This is a genomic window from Labrys sp. (in: a-proteobacteria) (genome assembly GCF_047605565.1).
Lineage (GTDB): Bacteria > Pseudomonadota > Alphaproteobacteria > Rhizobiales > Labraceae > Labrys > Labrys neptuniae.
In genome coordinates, this window is the sequence record NZ_JASGFM010000003.1 from 183,674 (window position 1) to 198,014 (window position 14,341).

16 protein-coding genes are annotated in these 14,341 nt (G+C 63.9%); 11 read left to right on the top strand and 5 right to left on the bottom strand.

Translation table 11 applies throughout. The features are described 5' to 3' along the window. Positions 1-321: 321 nt before the first annotated feature. Positions 322-570: a hypothetical protein gene (locus tag QM672_RS04640; RefSeq protein WP_311937078.1), complete on the top strand. Its 249-nt coding sequence runs from the start codon at positions 322-324 to the stop codon at positions 568-570. Positions 571-948: 378 nt separating this feature from the next. Then, complete coding sequence (locus QM672_RS04645; protein WP_311937075.1) at positions 949-1,146, top strand: hypothetical protein; 198 nt, start codon at positions 949-951, stop codon at positions 1,144-1,146. A 236-nt stretch (positions 1,147-1,382) separates the two neighbouring features. On the opposite strand, the gene QM672_RS04650 is transcribed toward QM672_RS04645, so the two are convergent. The 3 genes from QM672_RS04650 to QM672_RS04660 all read right to left on the bottom strand — a co-directional run bounded on the left by QM672_RS04650 (position 1,383) and on the right by QM672_RS04660 (position 3,112). Next, positions 1,383-1,619 carry a hypothetical protein gene (locus QM672_RS04650; protein ID WP_311937071.1) on the bottom strand — a complete coding sequence of 79 codons (237 nt, stop codon included), beginning with the start codon at positions 1,617-1,619 and terminating at the stop codon, positions 1,383-1,385. Positions 1,620-1,808: 189 nt separating this feature from the next. Beyond that, positions 1,809-2,198 carry a lysozyme inhibitor LprI family protein gene (locus QM672_RS04655; protein ID WP_394311563.1) on the bottom strand — a complete coding sequence of 130 codons (390 nt, stop codon included), beginning with the start codon at positions 2,196-2,198 and terminating at the stop codon, positions 1,809-1,811. Positions 2,199-2,224: 26 nt separating this feature from the next. Further along, a complete protein-coding gene (locus QM672_RS04660; RefSeq protein WP_415080932.1) occupies positions 2,225-3,112 on the bottom strand; it encodes a hypothetical protein in 888 nt (295 codons plus the stop codon). A 338-nt stretch (positions 3,113-3,450) separates the two neighbouring features. Between QM672_RS04660 and QM672_RS04665 the strand changes: the two genes are divergently transcribed. Then, a complete protein-coding gene (locus QM672_RS04665; RefSeq protein WP_415080934.1) occupies positions 3,451-3,945 on the top strand; it encodes a DUF3471 domain-containing protein in 495 nt (164 codons plus the stop codon). A 100-nt stretch (positions 3,946-4,045) separates the two neighbouring features. On the opposite strand, the gene QM672_RS04670 is transcribed toward QM672_RS04665, so the two are convergent. Beyond that, positions 4,046-5,074: an L-idonate 5-dehydrogenase gene (locus QM672_RS04670; protein WP_415080936.1), complete on the bottom strand. Its 1,029-nt coding sequence runs from the start codon at positions 5,072-5,074 to the stop codon at positions 4,046-4,048. A gap of 9 nt (positions 5,075-5,083) precedes the next feature. After that, positions 5,084-6,022 (bottom strand): 2-hydroxyacid dehydrogenase, encoded by a 939-nt coding sequence (locus QM672_RS04675; RefSeq protein WP_311937057.1) that lies wholly within the window; start codon positions 6,020-6,022, stop codon positions 5,084-5,086. Positions 6,023-6,218: 196 nt separating this feature from the next. Here QM672_RS04675 and QM672_RS04680 point away from each other — a divergent pair, with 196 nt between their 5' ends. The 8 genes from QM672_RS04680 (at position 6,219) to QM672_RS04715 (ending at position 14,274) form a co-directional block, all read left to right on the top strand. Further along, positions 6,219-6,980 (top strand): SDR family oxidoreductase, encoded by a 762-nt coding sequence (locus QM672_RS04680; protein WP_311937054.1) that lies wholly within the window; start codon positions 6,219-6,221, stop codon positions 6,978-6,980. Between the two features lie 78 nt (positions 6,981-7,058). Beyond that, on the top strand, positions 7,059-7,964 hold the full coding sequence (locus QM672_RS04685; RefSeq protein ID WP_311937051.1) for an NAD(P)-dependent oxidoreductase: 906 nt from the start codon (positions 7,059-7,061) through the stop codon (positions 7,962-7,964). 131 nt (positions 7,965-8,095) lie between these two features. Further along, positions 8,096-9,595: a sugar ABC transporter ATP-binding protein gene (locus tag QM672_RS04690; RefSeq protein ID WP_415080939.1), complete on the top strand. Its 1,500-nt coding sequence runs from the start codon at positions 8,096-8,098 to the stop codon at positions 9,593-9,595. A 19-nt stretch (positions 9,596-9,614) separates the two neighbouring features. After that, complete coding sequence (locus QM672_RS04695) at positions 9,615-10,664, top strand: ABC transporter permease (protein WP_311937047.1); 1,050 nt, start codon at positions 9,615-9,617, stop codon at positions 10,662-10,664. 26 nt (positions 10,665-10,690) lie between these two features. Then, positions 10,691-11,800: a substrate-binding domain-containing protein gene (locus tag QM672_RS04700; RefSeq protein WP_311937044.1), complete on the top strand. Its 1,110-nt coding sequence runs from the start codon at positions 10,691-10,693 to the stop codon at positions 11,798-11,800. 128 nt (positions 11,801-11,928) lie between these two features. After that, positions 11,929-12,273 (top strand): hypothetical protein, encoded by a 345-nt coding sequence (locus QM672_RS04705; RefSeq protein ID WP_311937042.1) that lies wholly within the window; start codon positions 11,929-11,931, stop codon positions 12,271-12,273. Positions 12,274-12,276: 3 nt separating this feature from the next. Next, positions 12,277-13,185: an SMP-30/gluconolactonase/LRE family protein gene (locus QM672_RS04710; protein ID WP_311937039.1), complete on the top strand. Its 909-nt coding sequence runs from the start codon at positions 12,277-12,279 to the stop codon at positions 13,183-13,185. A gap of 90 nt (positions 13,186-13,275) precedes the next feature. Further along, positions 13,276-14,274, top strand: a complete 999-nt coding sequence (locus QM672_RS04715) for a LacI family DNA-binding transcriptional regulator (protein WP_311937511.1) — start codon at positions 13,276-13,278, stop codon at positions 14,272-14,274. Positions 14,275-14,341: the final 67 nt, after the last annotated feature.

The window sequence follows — 14,341 nt, forward strand, 5'->3', positions numbered from 1 at the left end:
GGAATCGCCCGCCGCCGGCGAGCGATCCAAGGGTAGCACCCCTCCGGTATGTGCGTTTTAACACGCCGCCCGAACACCATCTGGCCTATTCAAGCATCGTCGTGGTCAAGCTCAACGGCTCTGTCATATCCGACAAGACTGCCCGGCGTGTAGCGTATCGCTGGGCTTTTCTTTGCCTGCTTGCTTTTTTGCATTGAAACTTTAGGTGCGTTCGTTGCAATGCAATCCTTTTTGACGCTCGCAATCCAGCCTCCGGAACATATGATGATGCGGTGATCCTGGCGCGATATGGGGCTACGCCAGAGGATCTGACGCAGAACAATGTCCACTGTGACGCACTACATCATTTTCCCCTTCGTCCGAGACAGCGAGGGCAACCTTGTCGCCGGACAGGGGCAAAGGGCCTATTCGAATACGATGGCGCGTTTCCGTGCTGCTTTCTGTGTGGGAATCAGGCAAGGCGACGAAACGATCGTCGGGGCCGTTGCGTTCATGCGAACCGGCGATAGTCGGCCGGTGATCCTGGCAAAATATGGCGAAACGCCGAAAGGCCTTGCGGAGATGGAATGATCCGGTTTCTGCCGCCCTTGCGCGCCATAGAGGGGATCCGGCGGGATGCACGATGGCGTATGGTAACTGCCTGCATCCAACAGCGAGGAAGTCTGCTTGGCCGGCCCGTCTTCGGTCGATCGCGGCCATGAAACGCAACCGAAGTGCGGTGCTCGAAACGGCGAGTCCATCGATGATGCCCGTGGCGGCTCGACCTTTCCCTTGATGTTCTCCCTGTCGATCCGTTGGTATGGCTGTGTCCTGCCCGGTCGGGGGCAGGCTCTTTCTGCCAGATCTTCACAGAGGTTTTTAAGGTCCCGTTACATATTGCAGGGTAAATTGCACCCGACCTAACGATTATCAGCGCAGGATAATCAGTTGATTGAGGAAGGGTCTGTCATGGCGAAGTCAATTAGCATCGTAGGAATCATTGCATTTGTTCTTGGTTGTATAATGATCCCAACGGCATCGGGGCTTCTACAGGAATTGGAAGGCGCCGTTGCACTGGGGTTTGGTCTGCTGACCTTTGCGTTGGGCCGAATCCTCGACTCCCTCGTCGAGATCAGAAAGGCGCTCGACAAGAATCCGTCTTCCTGATCGAGCGCAGGACCTTGTCCCGCGTGACCTGGTTTGCGCCATCGTTCACCTGACCTGGAATTCGCGCCGCGCTTCCGGTGACGAACGTGGATCATCGGCAAATCAGGCGTGTCGTTTGCGCATCCCATGAACCAATTCGATGCCGGAGAGCATGATCTCGGCCCTTGCCATGACATGGCGCCTTGTGCAGCCTTGCATGGGATGTTGGCACCGCGCTTTGCCGCCTGATCCGGCACTCAGTGAGGCTGGGCGCGTTTTTCGAGTTGCATGGCCGCAAGATCTTCCTCCAGCCGGTTCAACCGATCATGGATGTCCACGGACCGGTAAGCGTGCTCCTCCAGGATAGAATTGATCAGCACGTTCATCGACATGCCTTTGAAACTTGCCTGGCCTTCGAGAAGTTTCCGCAGTTCGGGGGCCAGGCGGATGACCAGCGGCTTGAAGGATCGGGTAAGACCCCTAGTTGCATTCATGATTGGTAACTACCTCTGTTGGGCATATTGTAGACACCTGCGCTATCCTGCCTATCTATTGTTTCGTGTGACATGGATGTGACTCGGAGAGGCAAACAAAAACACCTGCTTGTTCATCGAAGCTTTTGGCTCCGATGTGCTGGATCAAGATTTGGCCAGGGCTGGCCGTCCATGATCTTGGCGGGGGGACTAGCCTGGGTTGCGGACGCGTTTCTCCAGTTCGAGCGTACGCTTGGCGATATCGTCCAGCTCGAAGCTTTGTGAGATCATGAAGGCGCCGGAGCCGGTGTCGGGATCGCTCGCAAGGCGCCTAGTCTCGCCGAGGTGATGGACAAGCCAGGCTTTTTGTTCTGCCTGCAGCTTTGTCCGTTTGCTGCCGTCTTCTCTGTGCAGCAGGGCTCGGTAGGCGATGTTCAGCCTGGCATCCCACTTGGCAATTTCTGTCTTTCCACATTCAAGCATGTTGGTCGAAACACCATCCGCGCGATCGACGCAGGCGGTCATCTCGTCGGTCGATTGTGCGTTCACGGACTGGGCGGCGAGAAACAACACGCCGGCAAGGGCATATTTCGAGATCATGGGTGGCACCTCCTGCTTTGCACGGGTCATTGCACCGAGACGACGAAGTGGCCTTGGTGAAGGGCGAGCTTGCCTTCCAAAGAGATCATGTCGGCTGAGAAATCGCCTTCGATCTTGCCGGCTTCCATCTTCGTGACGGTCAGTGCGGCCTCTGCATTCGGGCTTTCATCGGTCTTGTAGTGGCTGTCATTGGTGCTGAGTTCGATGCAGGGGGCATTCTTCTGGCAGTTGCGGGTGAGCTTCTGGGTGCCGGTGGCGCTTGCGTCGAACTGCAGTCGCAGTGTCGTCGCATCGATCGTCCTGTCCGGCTTGATGATGGGGGCCGTGTTGACGAGAACGGTGCTGCCCAACTTCACGACGATGAGCGAGGAGCCGCCTGCCGACCAGGTCCTATCCCCGATCTCAGCCGAAACCCGATCGCCCTCCTGCGTGCTGGCGACGATCTTGGGCGGTTGATTTTGAGAGGGCGGGCTCGTTGCGGGTTGCGGCCGAGCCGCGTTTTGTTGAGCGATGCCGGGCATCTGGAGGGTAAAATTGAAGACTTGCCACGCGCCTGCAGCGTTCTTGGTCAATTCTACCCTGGCAGGCAGAGACACGTCCCCGTCCAGCAACAGCGTCCCCGATACGCTGCCCCGGCCGTTCTCGATTTCTCGTTCGGGCCATGACGCGCTCTTGAACCGTCTCAGACCCGCTCGGTTGGCGAGTGCGGCGAAACTGCTTTCGCTCATGGCCTGCTGGAATGCCGGGGAGGCGCTGCGATAGGCATTCTCCGGCCCGCTGGAAGCGATGGTTGCAAAAAAGACGGTGGCTGTGTCGGCGACGCCCTTGGTGAAATAGTAGACGCTCGTGCCGACGGCCGCTCCGATCACGACCACGATTCCTAAAGCCAGCAAAATCTTGCGCATTGTCGACATGTCGGATCTCCACGATCCCAAAAAGGATCAATATGGCTCCTTGTTCTCTACGGCCTCCGCGGGGCCGGCCGGGCGACCGGCTGCCACGCAGTCAGGCCATTTGCCGGGGGCTTGGGCTGCCCGGGGGGCGCCCTTTCTGCCAGGAGCGAAATTCCTCTCATAATGCAATGGTTCGGTGACCGATCTGCCGAGAACGATACCCGCTAAAACGGAGCAACAGCTGAAACGACGGTAACACAAGATGATATCGAATTCGTGCTATCGAAATGCCGATCGATGAGCCATTCCGGCGCCTTCTTCGTGGGGTGGCGGCGTTCCATGTTTTGCCCGATGCCGATATGGGCATCGTCGTTCTCACCAATGGTGCTCAGGTGGGGGCCGCAGAAGCCATCGTCACGGAGTTCATGGACATCGTCCAGTTCGGCGACGTCACGCGCAACACCTGGTACGAGATCGCGCACGATCATTTCATGAATTTCTATAAGGCGTCCGGCGATCTGGCTGGCAATCTTCCGCCTCAAAACCCCAATTTTCCGCATCCGCTCGCCATCTATGAAGGCGTCTACAGCTCGGCCTATTTCGGCGAGGTCGAGGTCTGGGCGAATGGCGATCATCTGATCCTGCAGCTCGGCCCCCGCAAGCTGCAGTTCGTGCTCAAGCGCTGGAACGCAGACATCTTCCAGATGGATCCTGGCCGTGAGTTCACCGCCAAGGGATCCCTTTACTCCGTCAGGTTCGCATTGTCGGGAGGAAGGGTGACGTCGATGACTGCCGCCTATTTCAACGACAATCTCCTCGGCACCTTTCCGTTTGCGAGACCCAGGGGAGGCTGAGGCAAGGTGACGGGAAACTGGAGTCACAGTCGATGCTTGATGCGTCGTCCACCGGTCAACGGTTCCCGGTGGACGCGCGTTGACGCCTCCCCGGATGGCGTCAGAACGACAATTGCACCTTCATCGCGCGGCGGCGGTCATTGGCCAGGGCGAAGGCCGAGACGGCATCGTCGAGCGCGAAGCTGCCGGTGAGCAGGGGACGCAGGTCGATCTTGCCGGTATCGATCAACTGCGTCGCCAGGGCGAATTCGGCGTGGAAACGGAAGGAACCGACGACCGAGAGTTCCTTGGCAACCACGAGGTTCTGGGGGAAGGCGACATCGCCGCCCAGGCCGAGCTGGACGACGATGCCGCGCGGGCGCATCGCCTCCAGGCCCGCGCGCAGCGCCTTCTCGTTGCCGGAGCACTCGAACATCACGTCGACCTGGCCCTTGTCCACCGCCAAGGCGGCGAGGGCCTCGGGTGCCTGCGCCGCATTGATGGTGCGATCGGCGCCGAGCCTGGCCGCAATGGCGAGCGGCTCGTCGACGATATCGGTGACGATGATTTCGGCGGCGCCATGAAACCTGGCCGCAGCCACGACGAGCGCGCCGATCGGCCCGCATCCCGTCACCAGGATACGGCGCCCGAGCAGCGAACCGGCGCGGGAGACGGCGTGCAGGGCAACCGAGAAGGGCTCGACCAAAGCGAGTTCGTCCGCGCCGGCATTGTGCCCGATCTCGCACTGCACGGCATCGCAGACGAGGAGCTGGCGAAAGGCGCCCTGGACGTGCGGCATGCGCATGGCGCTGCCGTAGAAATGCATGTCCATGCAGTGATTGGGCAGGCCCTGCAGGCAATAGCGGCAATGGCCGCAGGGTCGACTCGGATTGACGGCGACCCGGTCGCCGCGTCGCAGCGGGCCGACATCCGCCGCGACCTCGACGATCTCGCCCGAGACCTCATGGCCGAGGATCATCGGCTCCTTGAGCCTGACGACCCCGAAGCCGCCATGGTTGTAATAATGCAGGTCCGAACCGCAGATGCCGCCGGCCTGGACGCGGACCATGACCTGCCCGTTCTGGAGCGGACCGGGGTCGCGTTCCTCCAGGCGCAGGTCCTTGGGGCCGTGGATGACGAGAGCACGCATGGCTACCTCTCAAATGACCGGTGTCAGAAGCGGAAGGCCGGCGAAGTGCGCGGCGAGATTGTCGCGCACCAGCTGGCCCATCGCCCGCCGGGTCTCGATCGTCGCGCTGCCGAGATGGGGCTGCAGCACGACGTTGTCGAGCCTGGCAAAGCGGGGATCGATGCGCGGTTCGTTCCAGAAGACGTCGAGGCCGGCTCCCGCAATCGTCCGGGCCTCCAGCGCCTGCAGCAGGGCTTCCTCGTCGACGGTGGTTCCGCGCGAGACGTTGACGAGATATCCCTCGGGGCCGAGCGCCTGCAGGACCTCCGTGCCGACGATCTTCTGGGTCGCGGCGCCGCCGGGAAGGGTGAGAACGAGCAGGTCCGCCCAGGCCGCGAGCGCCGTCAGATCGTCAAAGAAGCGGTAGGGTGCATCCTCGTGCGGGGAACGGCCGAAATAGCCGATATCCATGTCGAAACCCGAAAAGCGGCGGGCGACGGTCGAGCCGATGCGGCCGAGCCCGGCGATGCCGAGCTTCTTGCCATGAAGCCGCGGCGTCAGCGGCGGATTCCCCTTCGCCCAAGCGCCCGAGCGAACATGGGCGTCCCCGGTTGGAATCCGCCGCATCGCGGCCAAGGCGAGGCCGATCGCGAGGTCGGCGACGTCGCCATTGAGGACCTCGGGGGTGTTGGTGACGCGAATGCCCCTTGCGCGCGCCATGTCGAGATCGATGGCATCGACGCCGACGCCATAGCAGGCGATGATCTCGAGATGAGGGAGGATCTCCAGTGTCCGGGCGTCCACGCCCAGGTCACCGCGCGTGGCGATGGCCCGGATGAGCGGGCGGATCGAGACGGCAGGCCCGTCGGAGCCCTGTTCCCAGAGCTTGTGCAGCCGATAGGCGCTCGACAGGGCCTCCATGTCCCCGTCGGGATAGGAACCCATCATCAGCAGGTCAGGTTTCATCATCCTCGCCTCGGCATATTTTTGTTATCGATATCACAACTGCATAGGGGAGCAAGCCTCTTTCCACGGCCCATCACTTACGAACGAAATGCCGGTCGCGGTCGTCTTCAAGCGCGTTGACAAATTTTGTTATCGATATCAATTTGTCGAGGAAGAGCGCCGATAGCGAACAGGCGCCGGCAAGACAAGGGAGACCGACGTGACGCTGTTCGACCTGACCGGGCGCAGGGCCCTGATAACCGGGGCCAGCAAAGGCATCGGCTATGCGATTGCAGAGGCTCTGGCCGGCGCCGGTGCCAGCGTGGTGCTCAATGCCCGCAATCTCGACCGTCTGGAGGACGCCAGGATGGCGCTCGCGGCCAAGTCGCATACCGTCGATATCGCGCCCTTCGATGCCGCCGATCCCGATGCCGTAGAGGCCGGCATCGCCGAGATCGAGCAAAGGCTCGGGCCGATCGACATTCTCGTCAACAATGCCGGCATGCAGCATCGGGCGCCGCTGGAGACTTTCCCGCTCGACGCCTGGAAGCGCCTGTGCGCCACCAATATCGACAGTGCCTTCCTGGTGGGGCAGGCCGTGGCCCGCCGCATGATTCCGCGCGGCCGGGGCAAGATCATCAACATCTGCTCGGTCCAGAGCGAACTGGCGCGCCCAGGCATCGCGCCCTACACCGCGACCAAGGGCGCCCTGAAGATGCTGACCAAGGGCATGGCCACCGACTGGGCCCGCCATGGACTGCAGGTCAATGCCATCGGTCCGGGCTATTTCAAGACCGAGCTCAATGCCGCCCTGGTCGCCGATGCCGACTTCTCAGCCTGGCTGGAGAAGCGCACGCCGGCGGGCCGCTGGGGCGAGGTGAAGGAACTCGCCGGCGCTGCGATCTTCCTGGCCTCGGACGCCTCCAGCTTCGTCAACGGGCATGTCCTCTATGTCGATGGCGGGATCACCTCGAGCCTGTAGGTTTTCCCGAGGCCGGCGAGAGGAGGGGTGCTGCGCCCTCCTCAGCCTCTTGCGATGGGACGAAGGGGAGAACGGCCGATGACAGAGAGCCAGAAAGCCGCCGTTTCCGTGGTCGGGACCGGCATCATGGGATCGGCGATCGCGACGCGCCTGCTGGCGACGGGACATGCCGTGACCGTCTTCGACCTGGACACGGCCAAGGTCGCGACGCTTGTCGAGAAAGGGGCCAGGGCAGCCGCCAGCGCACGGGAGGCAGCGCAGGCGAGCCGCTTCGTCATCACCAGCCTCAACAGCGCCGCGATTGTGCGGAGCGCCGTGTTCGGCCCAGGCGGCATTGCGGAAGGAGCGGATGCTTCCGGACTCCTGATCGACATGTCCTCGATCGATCCGGCCTCGACACGGGAGCTTGCCGGGCAGTTGGCGGAGACGACGGGCATGCGGTGGGTCGATGCCCCGCTTTCCGGCGGCGCGCCGGGAGCATTGGCCGGCCGCCTTACCGTGATGGCCGGCGGGGCCGCCGAGGATGTGGACCGGGCGCTCGCCATCATGGACAGCCTCTGCGCCAACTACACGCATATGGGTCCGAGCGGCGCGGGGCAGACGACCAAGCTGGTGAACCAGGTGCTCTGCGCGCTGGGCTTCCAGGCGGTCGCAGAGGCGGTCAGGCTGGCGGAGGCGGGGGGCGTCGATGCGGCCCGCCTGGCGGAAGCCCTCAAAGGCGGTCGCGCCGACAGCGCCATCCTGCAGGAATTCGGGCCGAAAATGGCAAGACGCGATTATACGCCGACCGGCCGCATCGACAACATGATGAAGGATCTGGAGGCCGTGCAGGCTTTCTCCGGCAGCCAGCGCCTGCCGCTGCCCGTGACCGGGCTGGTTACCGACCTGCACCGGTCCCTGCTGGCCGCGGGCCTCGGACCCCGCGATACGGCGGCGATCATGCTGCAGTTCACCGGGTTTCGCGAGCAGTCCGATGAAGGCTGATGTCGGGGTCGGTCACCGACGGGTATCTTGACAGGATCATGTTTGTTATCGATAACATATGAAAACCGGCCGTAGAGCCGGGCGGGCTTTGCGGGGCTGGAAGGCCCTCGAAGTTGTGGAGGACGAACGCGATGGCAGGGCAGGAAGCTCTCCGGTTCGAGAATGTCGTCAAGGCCTTCGGTGGCACCCGTGCGCTCAAGGGCGTCAGCCTGGAGGTCGGGCGCGGCGAGGTCGTGGCCCTGCTGGGCGAGAACGGTGCCGGCAAGTCCACCCTCATCAAGATCCTCGGCGGTATCTTCAAGGCCGATGACGGCCAGATCACCATCGGTGGCGAGGTCTATCGCCACCGTGCCAATGCGCGGGGCCAGCGCCAGAGCGTGGCCTTCATCCACCAGGACCTCGGCCTGGTCGAATGGATGACGGTGGCCGAGAATATGGGACTGTCGCAGGGCTTCTCCCGGCGCTGGCTGGGGGGCATCGACTGGCGCGAGGCGGAGCGCAAGGCCGAGACGGCCCTGAAGCTGGTCGGCTGCGACATCGATCCCACCCTGCGCGTGCACAGCCTCAGCCGGACCGAGAAGTCGCTGGTCGCCATTGCCCGGGCCCTGGTGGTGGACTGCGATTTCCTGGTGCTCGACGAGCCGACGGCCAGCCTGCCGGCCGACGAGGTCGAGCGCCTGTTCGAGGCAGTGCGGCGCCTGCGCGAGCGGGGCGTGGGCATGATCTATGTCTCCCATCGCCTCGACGAGATCTTCCGTATCGCCGATCGGGTGGTGGTGATGCGTGACGGCCTCAAGGTCGACGAGAAGCCGGTGGCGGAGACCACGCCCGACGAACTCGTCAGCATGATCGTCGGCCGCTCCACCCTCGAACTCTTCCGCAAGGCCGAATTCCATTCGGGCAAGGCCCGCGTGGTCCTGCGCGATGTGGTGACCCCGGCGGCCGGCCCCGTCAGCTTCGAGGTTCGCCAGGGCGAATTGCTCGGCCTCGTCGGCCTGCGTGGCGCGGGTCAGGAAGATATCGGGCGCAGCCTGTTCGGGGCGGTGCCGCATCGCGGATCGATCACCATCGATGGCCAGGTGCCCGATCTCTCCTCACCGCGGGCGGCTCTGAAGGCCGGTGTGGGGCTGGTTGCCAGGGACCGCATGGAAGAGTCCCTCGCGCCTTCGCTCAGCATCCGCGAAAACGCCTTCCTTAACCCGGAAGCCGCCGGACGGCCGTGGTATGTGCCGCGTTCGCCCGCGATCGAGGCCAGGCTGGCGAGTGAGCTGGGCGAGGCCGTGGGGCTCAGGCCCAACGATCCGGATCTGCCGATCGAGGGGCTGTCAGGCGGCAACCAGCAGAAGGTGGTCGTGGGGCGCTGGCTCGCGACCGGCCGCCGGCTCCTGGTGGCGGAGGATCCGACCGCCGGCGTCGATGTCGGCGCCAAGGCCGAGATCTACCGCCTCATCGCGCGAGCCCTGGAATCCGGCCTCGCCGTGATCGTGGTGTCCACGGATTTCGAGGAAATCGCCCATATCTGCCACCGTGCCCTGGTGTTCAACCGCGGCCGGATCATTGCCGAGCTGGCCGGCCCAGCCCTGACCACGGAGGCGGTGATCTCGGCCGCCTCGGCCTCCGAAGCCGCGTGAGCGCAGACAGGAAAGCTCCATGTCCACCAACTCCATCAAGTCCGACGCCCTCGAGCCGACACGCGGCGAACTCAAGCAGGCCTCGGCGGGCGAACGACTGCTGCGGCGCCTGCCGGTCTACGGCCTACCGATCCTCACGGTCCTCTTGATCGTCCTGTTCTCGCTGATGCTGCCGCAGACCTTTCCGACCATGCTCAACGTCCGCTCCATCATCGCGGACAAGGCGATCATCGCCATGCTCTCGCTGGCGGCCATGATCCCGATGGCGGCCGGCAAGATCGACCTCACTGTCGGCTATGGCATCGTGCTCTGGCACATCCTCGCCATCAGCCTGCAGACGATGTTCGGGCTGCCCTGGCCGGTGGCCGTGGTGGTGGTCGTCCTGTTCGGCGCCCTGATCGGCCTGCTCAACGGCCTGCTGGTCGAAGTGGCGCGCATCGACAGCTTCATCGCTACGCTCGGCACCGGTACCGTGCTCTATGCCGTCGCGCTCTGGCATACGGGGGGACGCCAGGTCGTGGCGAGCCTGCCCCAGGGCTTCCTCTCGCTCAACGGCACCATGGTCTTCGGCCTGCCGATCACAGGCTTCTACGTGCTGGCTCTCGCCCTCGCCCTGTGGTTCATCCTCGAGCACCTGCCTGTTGGCCGCTATCTCTATACGATCGGCGCCAATCCCAAGGCGGCTGCGCTCAACGGCATCCCGGTCCAGCGCTACACCATGGGCGCCTTCGTGGCTTCCGGCGCCCTGACGGCGGTGGCCGGCGTCCTGCTCGCCTCGAAACTGCGTATCGGCCAGGCTAGCGTCGGTCTCGAATATCTGCTGCCGGCCCTCGTCGGCGCCTTTCTGGGCTCGACGACAATCAAGCCCGGCCGCGTCAATGTCTGGGGCACGGTGGTCGGTGTTGCCATCCTCGCGGTCGGCATCGCCGGCATCCAGCAATTCGGCGGCTCGTTCTGGGTCGAGCCCATGTTCAACGGCGTGACCCTGCTGATCGCGATCGGCATCGCCGGTTATGCCCAGCGCCGACGCGGCTCGGCCACCCGAAATTTCAAGAAGACGGGCAACTGACGACCCGTCGCATTCAGGAGGAGATCATGTTGAGACGAAATGTGTTGATGGCGGCTGCCGGCCTGGCGGCCCTGGCCCTGGCGCCCGCTTTGGCGCGGGCGGATGCCTTTGTCGACGAGGCGAAGGCGGTCGTCGCCAAGGCTGCGGCCCGCGCCGACAAATGGGACGGGCCAACCTCCGGTCCCAAGGCCGTGGCCAAGAAGACCGTGGTCTATGTGGCGGGTGACATGCGCAATGGCGGCATCCTGGGCGTGGCCCAGGGCGTCAAGGAAGCGGCCGGCGTGATCGGCTGGACCTATCGCGAGATCGACGGGCAGGGCACGGTATCCGGCCAGGCCGCAGGGCTGAGCCAGGCCGTTGCGCTCAAGCCGGATGCGATCATCGTCGGCGGCAGCGATGCGGTCGAGCAGAAGGCGGCGCTGGAGGAAGCGGCCAAACAGGGCATCACCATTGTCGGCTGGCACTCGGGCCCCAAGCCCGGCCCCCTCGACGGCACGCCTGTCTTCGCCAATGTCACCACCGATGCCATGGAAGTCGCCAAGGTCGCGGCCATGAAGGCGATCGCCGATTCCGACGGCAAGGCCGGCGTGGTGATCTTCGCCGATTCGACCTATGCCATCGCCATCGCCAAGGGACGGGCGATGGAGGAAGTCATCAAGAAATGCCAGGGCTGTGCCGTGTTGTCCTTCCAGGACACGCCGCTTTCGGATGTTTCGACCCGCATCCCCCAGCTGACCACCACACTCCTGCAGCAGCAAGGTGCCAAGTGGACCCATTCCCTGGCGATCAACGATCTCTATTACGATTTCATGCCGCCGTCGCTGGCCGCGGCCGGCATTGCCGGGGATGGCGATCCCCAGAACATCTCGGCCGGTGACGGCTCCGAGGCCGCCTATCAGCGCATCCGCGCCAAGGACCATCAGGCCGCGACGGTGCCGGAGCCCCTGGCCATGCAGGGCTGGCAGCTGGTCGACGAACTGAACCGCGCCTTCGCCGGCGAGAAATGGTCGGGCTACGTTCCCGGCGTGCACCTGGTCACGCCCGACAATATCGGCTTCGACGGCGGCCCCAAGAACGTCTTCGATCCCGACAATGGCTACAGGGATGCCTACAAGAAGATCTGGGGTGTCAACTGACCCGGAGACGTGGCGGGGGCGCGTAGGCGTCCCCGCAATTGTACAGTTAGAACAACAGTTTACAGCGTCCGGTTCGCGCGTTGAAACGGATGCCTCGACTTTCGCTTCACCTCAATGGTAGCTCCGTCATGTATATACGCTGCGCCTTTTTTCGGGGCCAAGTCCGGCCAGGGTCGGAAGAGGCCTTCACGCAATTCGTGCGCGACAGGCTCGTTCCGCTCTGGACCCGCTTCCCGGGGGCCGAAGAGGTGCGTGTGCTGCGCCAGGAAGAGGCCGATGTGCAGGAGCCGCATTACGCCATGGTGCTGGCCATCCGCTACCCCTCGCGTGCCGCCATCGAGGAGGCTCTCGCCTCGGAGGTCAGGACGAAGAGCCGGGCCGTCACCGCCGAACTGATGCCCCTGTTCGACGGCGACATCTTCCACACGATCTTCCGCGCCGACGAGTTCCCGATGTCGCCGGAACGAGGATGAGGGATGAGCGACTACGAGATCCTCGACGAGCGCTTCGCCGCCCTGATCATCGGCCACGCCCGGCTCGAAAAACTCTGGACCGGATGCCGGTGGGCCGAAGGGCCGGTCTATGTGCCGGCCGCAAAATCCGTGTTGTGGTCGGATATCCCCAATGACCGCGTGATGCGCTTCGACGAGACGGATGGATCGGTCAGCGTCTTCGAGAGCCCCTGCGGCTACCATAATGGCCACACGCTGGATCAGGCCGGCCGGGTGATCGCCTGCGAGCATGGCGGACGGCGCTTGACGCGCCTGGAGCCGGACGGGCGCTGGAGCGTGCTGGCCGACAGCCATGGCGGCAGGCGCCTCAACTCCCCCAATGACGTGGTGGTGAAGAGCGATGGCTCGATCTGGTTCACCGACCCGACCTACGGCATAGACAGCAATTACGAGGGCCATGCCGCCGTCTCCGAGATCGGGGCTTCGCATGTCTACCGGGTCGACGCCGCCACCGGCGCGGTCCAGCCCGTCATCACCGATCGCATCAAGCCGAACGGCCTGGCCTTCTCGCCGGACGAAAGCCTGCTCTATGTCGCCGATACCGGCGCCAGCCACGTTCCAGGGTTGCCCCGGGCCATCCACGCCTACGATCTGTCCGCCTCGGGTGAGGCCATCGGTCCGGCACGCACCTTCGCCGTGTGCGAAGCTGGTTTCTTCGATGGGTTTCGGGTTGACCGCGACGGCAATGTCTGGGCTTCCAGCGCCGATTCAGTCCGCATTTATGCCCGGGATGGCAGTCTGATCGGGCGCATCCCGATTCCGGAGATCGTCTCCAATCTGTGCTTCGGAGGCCCGAAGCGCAACCGCCTCTACATCACGGCGCAGAGCTCCCTCTATGCCATCTACGTTAACAATCACCCGCCGGGCTGGTAACGCTCCGGCTATGGCGATTGCGCCAGAACTGCCCTAACGGATTGCTTGATGCCTCGCGACAACGACAGACCGCTCAAAAGCCAGCCGACCATGGCCGATGTCGCCGAGCGGGCGGGGGTGTCGACCATGACGGTTTCGCGCGCCCTGAAGAAGGGGGGCTCGATCTCCGAGAAGACCCGCGGCAAGATCATGGCTGCGGTGGACGAGCTGGGCTATGTGCTCGACCAGATGGCGGGCACGCTTTCCTCCAAGCGCTCCGGTTTCGTGGCTGCACTGGTGCCCTCGATCAACAGCTCCAACTTTGCCGACACCGCCCGCGGCATCACCGAAGCCATCGAGGGCAGCGGCCTGCAACTGCTTCTCGGCTATACCGACTATCAAATCGAGAAGGAGGAACGGCTGGTCGAATCGATGCTGATGCGGCGTCCCGAAGGCATCATCGTCACCGGCGGCCGCCACACCGATCGCACCCGCAAGCTGCTCGAGGCCGCCGGCATCCCGGTGATCGAGACCTGGGACGTGCCAGATAAGCCGATCGAGCACGTCGTCGGTTTCTCCAACGCTGCCGCCATGAATGCGCTCGTGCATCATCTCCATGGCCGTGGCTATCGCAATATCGGTTTCATCGGCGGCACCAGCAATCGCGACACTCGCGGCGCCGATCGTCGCCAGGGCTACATCCAGGCGATCGAGCAACTCGCCCTCCCACGCGGTCGGGTCATTTCCTTCGGCAAGCCGCCGATCTCGATGGAGCAGGGCGCCCAGGCCATCGTGCATCTGGTGTCCCAATGGCCTGACGTCGATGCGGCGGTCTGCGTTTCCGATCTGTCGGCCTTCGGGGCCCTGATGGAGTGCCATCGCCGCGGCTGGGCGGTGCCGGGGCGTATCGCGATCGCCGGCTTCGGCGATTTCGAGGTTGCGCGCTGCGCCTACCCGAGCATCACCACGGTTTCCGTCGATGCCAAGGAGATCGGTCGGGCAGCGGGAAACCTTCTGCTCCGGGCAATAGAAGCCCAGCGGTCGCAGCAGCAAATTCCGCCGGAGATGATGCTGATGCCGTTCGTCGTGATACCGCGTGAAAGCAGCTGACGGATCTTCGCAGTTTCCGTCCGCCGGCACGGCTCAGCTGCAAACCCTGCGCTCCCTGGCTTGGCGC

Coding starts and splice junctions, on each gene's coding strand:
- QM672_RS04640 (WP_311937078.1), top strand. CDS start 322: ATGTCCACTGTGACGCACTACATCATTTTCCCCTTCGTCCGAGACAGC.
- QM672_RS04645 (WP_311937075.1), top strand. CDS start 949: ATGGCGAAGTCAATTAGCATCGTAGGAATCATTGCATTTGTTCTTGGT.
- QM672_RS04650 (WP_311937071.1), bottom strand. CDS start 1,619: ATGAATGCAACTAGGGGTCTTACCCGATCCTTCAAGCCGCTGGTCATC.
- QM672_RS04655 (WP_394311563.1), bottom strand. CDS start 2,198: ATGATCTCGAAATATGCCCTTGCCGGCGTGTTGTTTCTCGCCGCCCAG.
- QM672_RS04660 (WP_415080932.1), bottom strand. CDS start 3,112: ATGTCGACAATGCGCAAGATTTTGCTGGCTTTAGGAATCGTGGTCGTG.
- QM672_RS04665 (WP_415080934.1), top strand. CDS start 3,451: ATGGGCATCGTCGTTCTCACCAATGGTGCTCAGGTGGGGGCCGCAGAA.
- QM672_RS04670 (WP_415080936.1), bottom strand. CDS start 5,074: ATGCGTGCTCTCGTCATCCACGGCCCCAAGGACCTGCGCCTGGAGGAA.
- QM672_RS04675 (WP_311937057.1), bottom strand. CDS start 6,022: ATGATGAAACCTGACCTGCTGATGATGGGTTCCTATCCCGACGGGGAC.
- QM672_RS04685 (WP_311937051.1), top strand. CDS start 7,059: ATGACAGAGAGCCAGAAAGCCGCCGTTTCCGTGGTCGGGACCGGCATC.
- QM672_RS04690 (WP_415080939.1), top strand. CDS start 8,096: ATGGCAGGGCAGGAAGCTCTCCGGTTCGAGAATGTCGTCAAGGCCTTC.
- QM672_RS04695 (WP_311937047.1), top strand. CDS start 9,615: ATGTCCACCAACTCCATCAAGTCCGACGCCCTCGAGCCGACACGCGGC.
- QM672_RS04700 (WP_311937044.1), top strand. CDS start 10,691: ATGTTGAGACGAAATGTGTTGATGGCGGCTGCCGGCCTGGCGGCCCTG.
- QM672_RS04705 (WP_311937042.1), top strand. CDS start 11,929: ATGTATATACGCTGCGCCTTTTTTCGGGGCCAAGTCCGGCCAGGGTCG.
- QM672_RS04710 (WP_311937039.1), top strand. CDS start 12,277: ATGAGCGACTACGAGATCCTCGACGAGCGCTTCGCCGCCCTGATCATC.
- QM672_RS04715 (WP_311937511.1), top strand. CDS start 13,276: ATGGCCGATGTCGCCGAGCGGGCGGGGGTGTCGACCATGACGGTTTCG.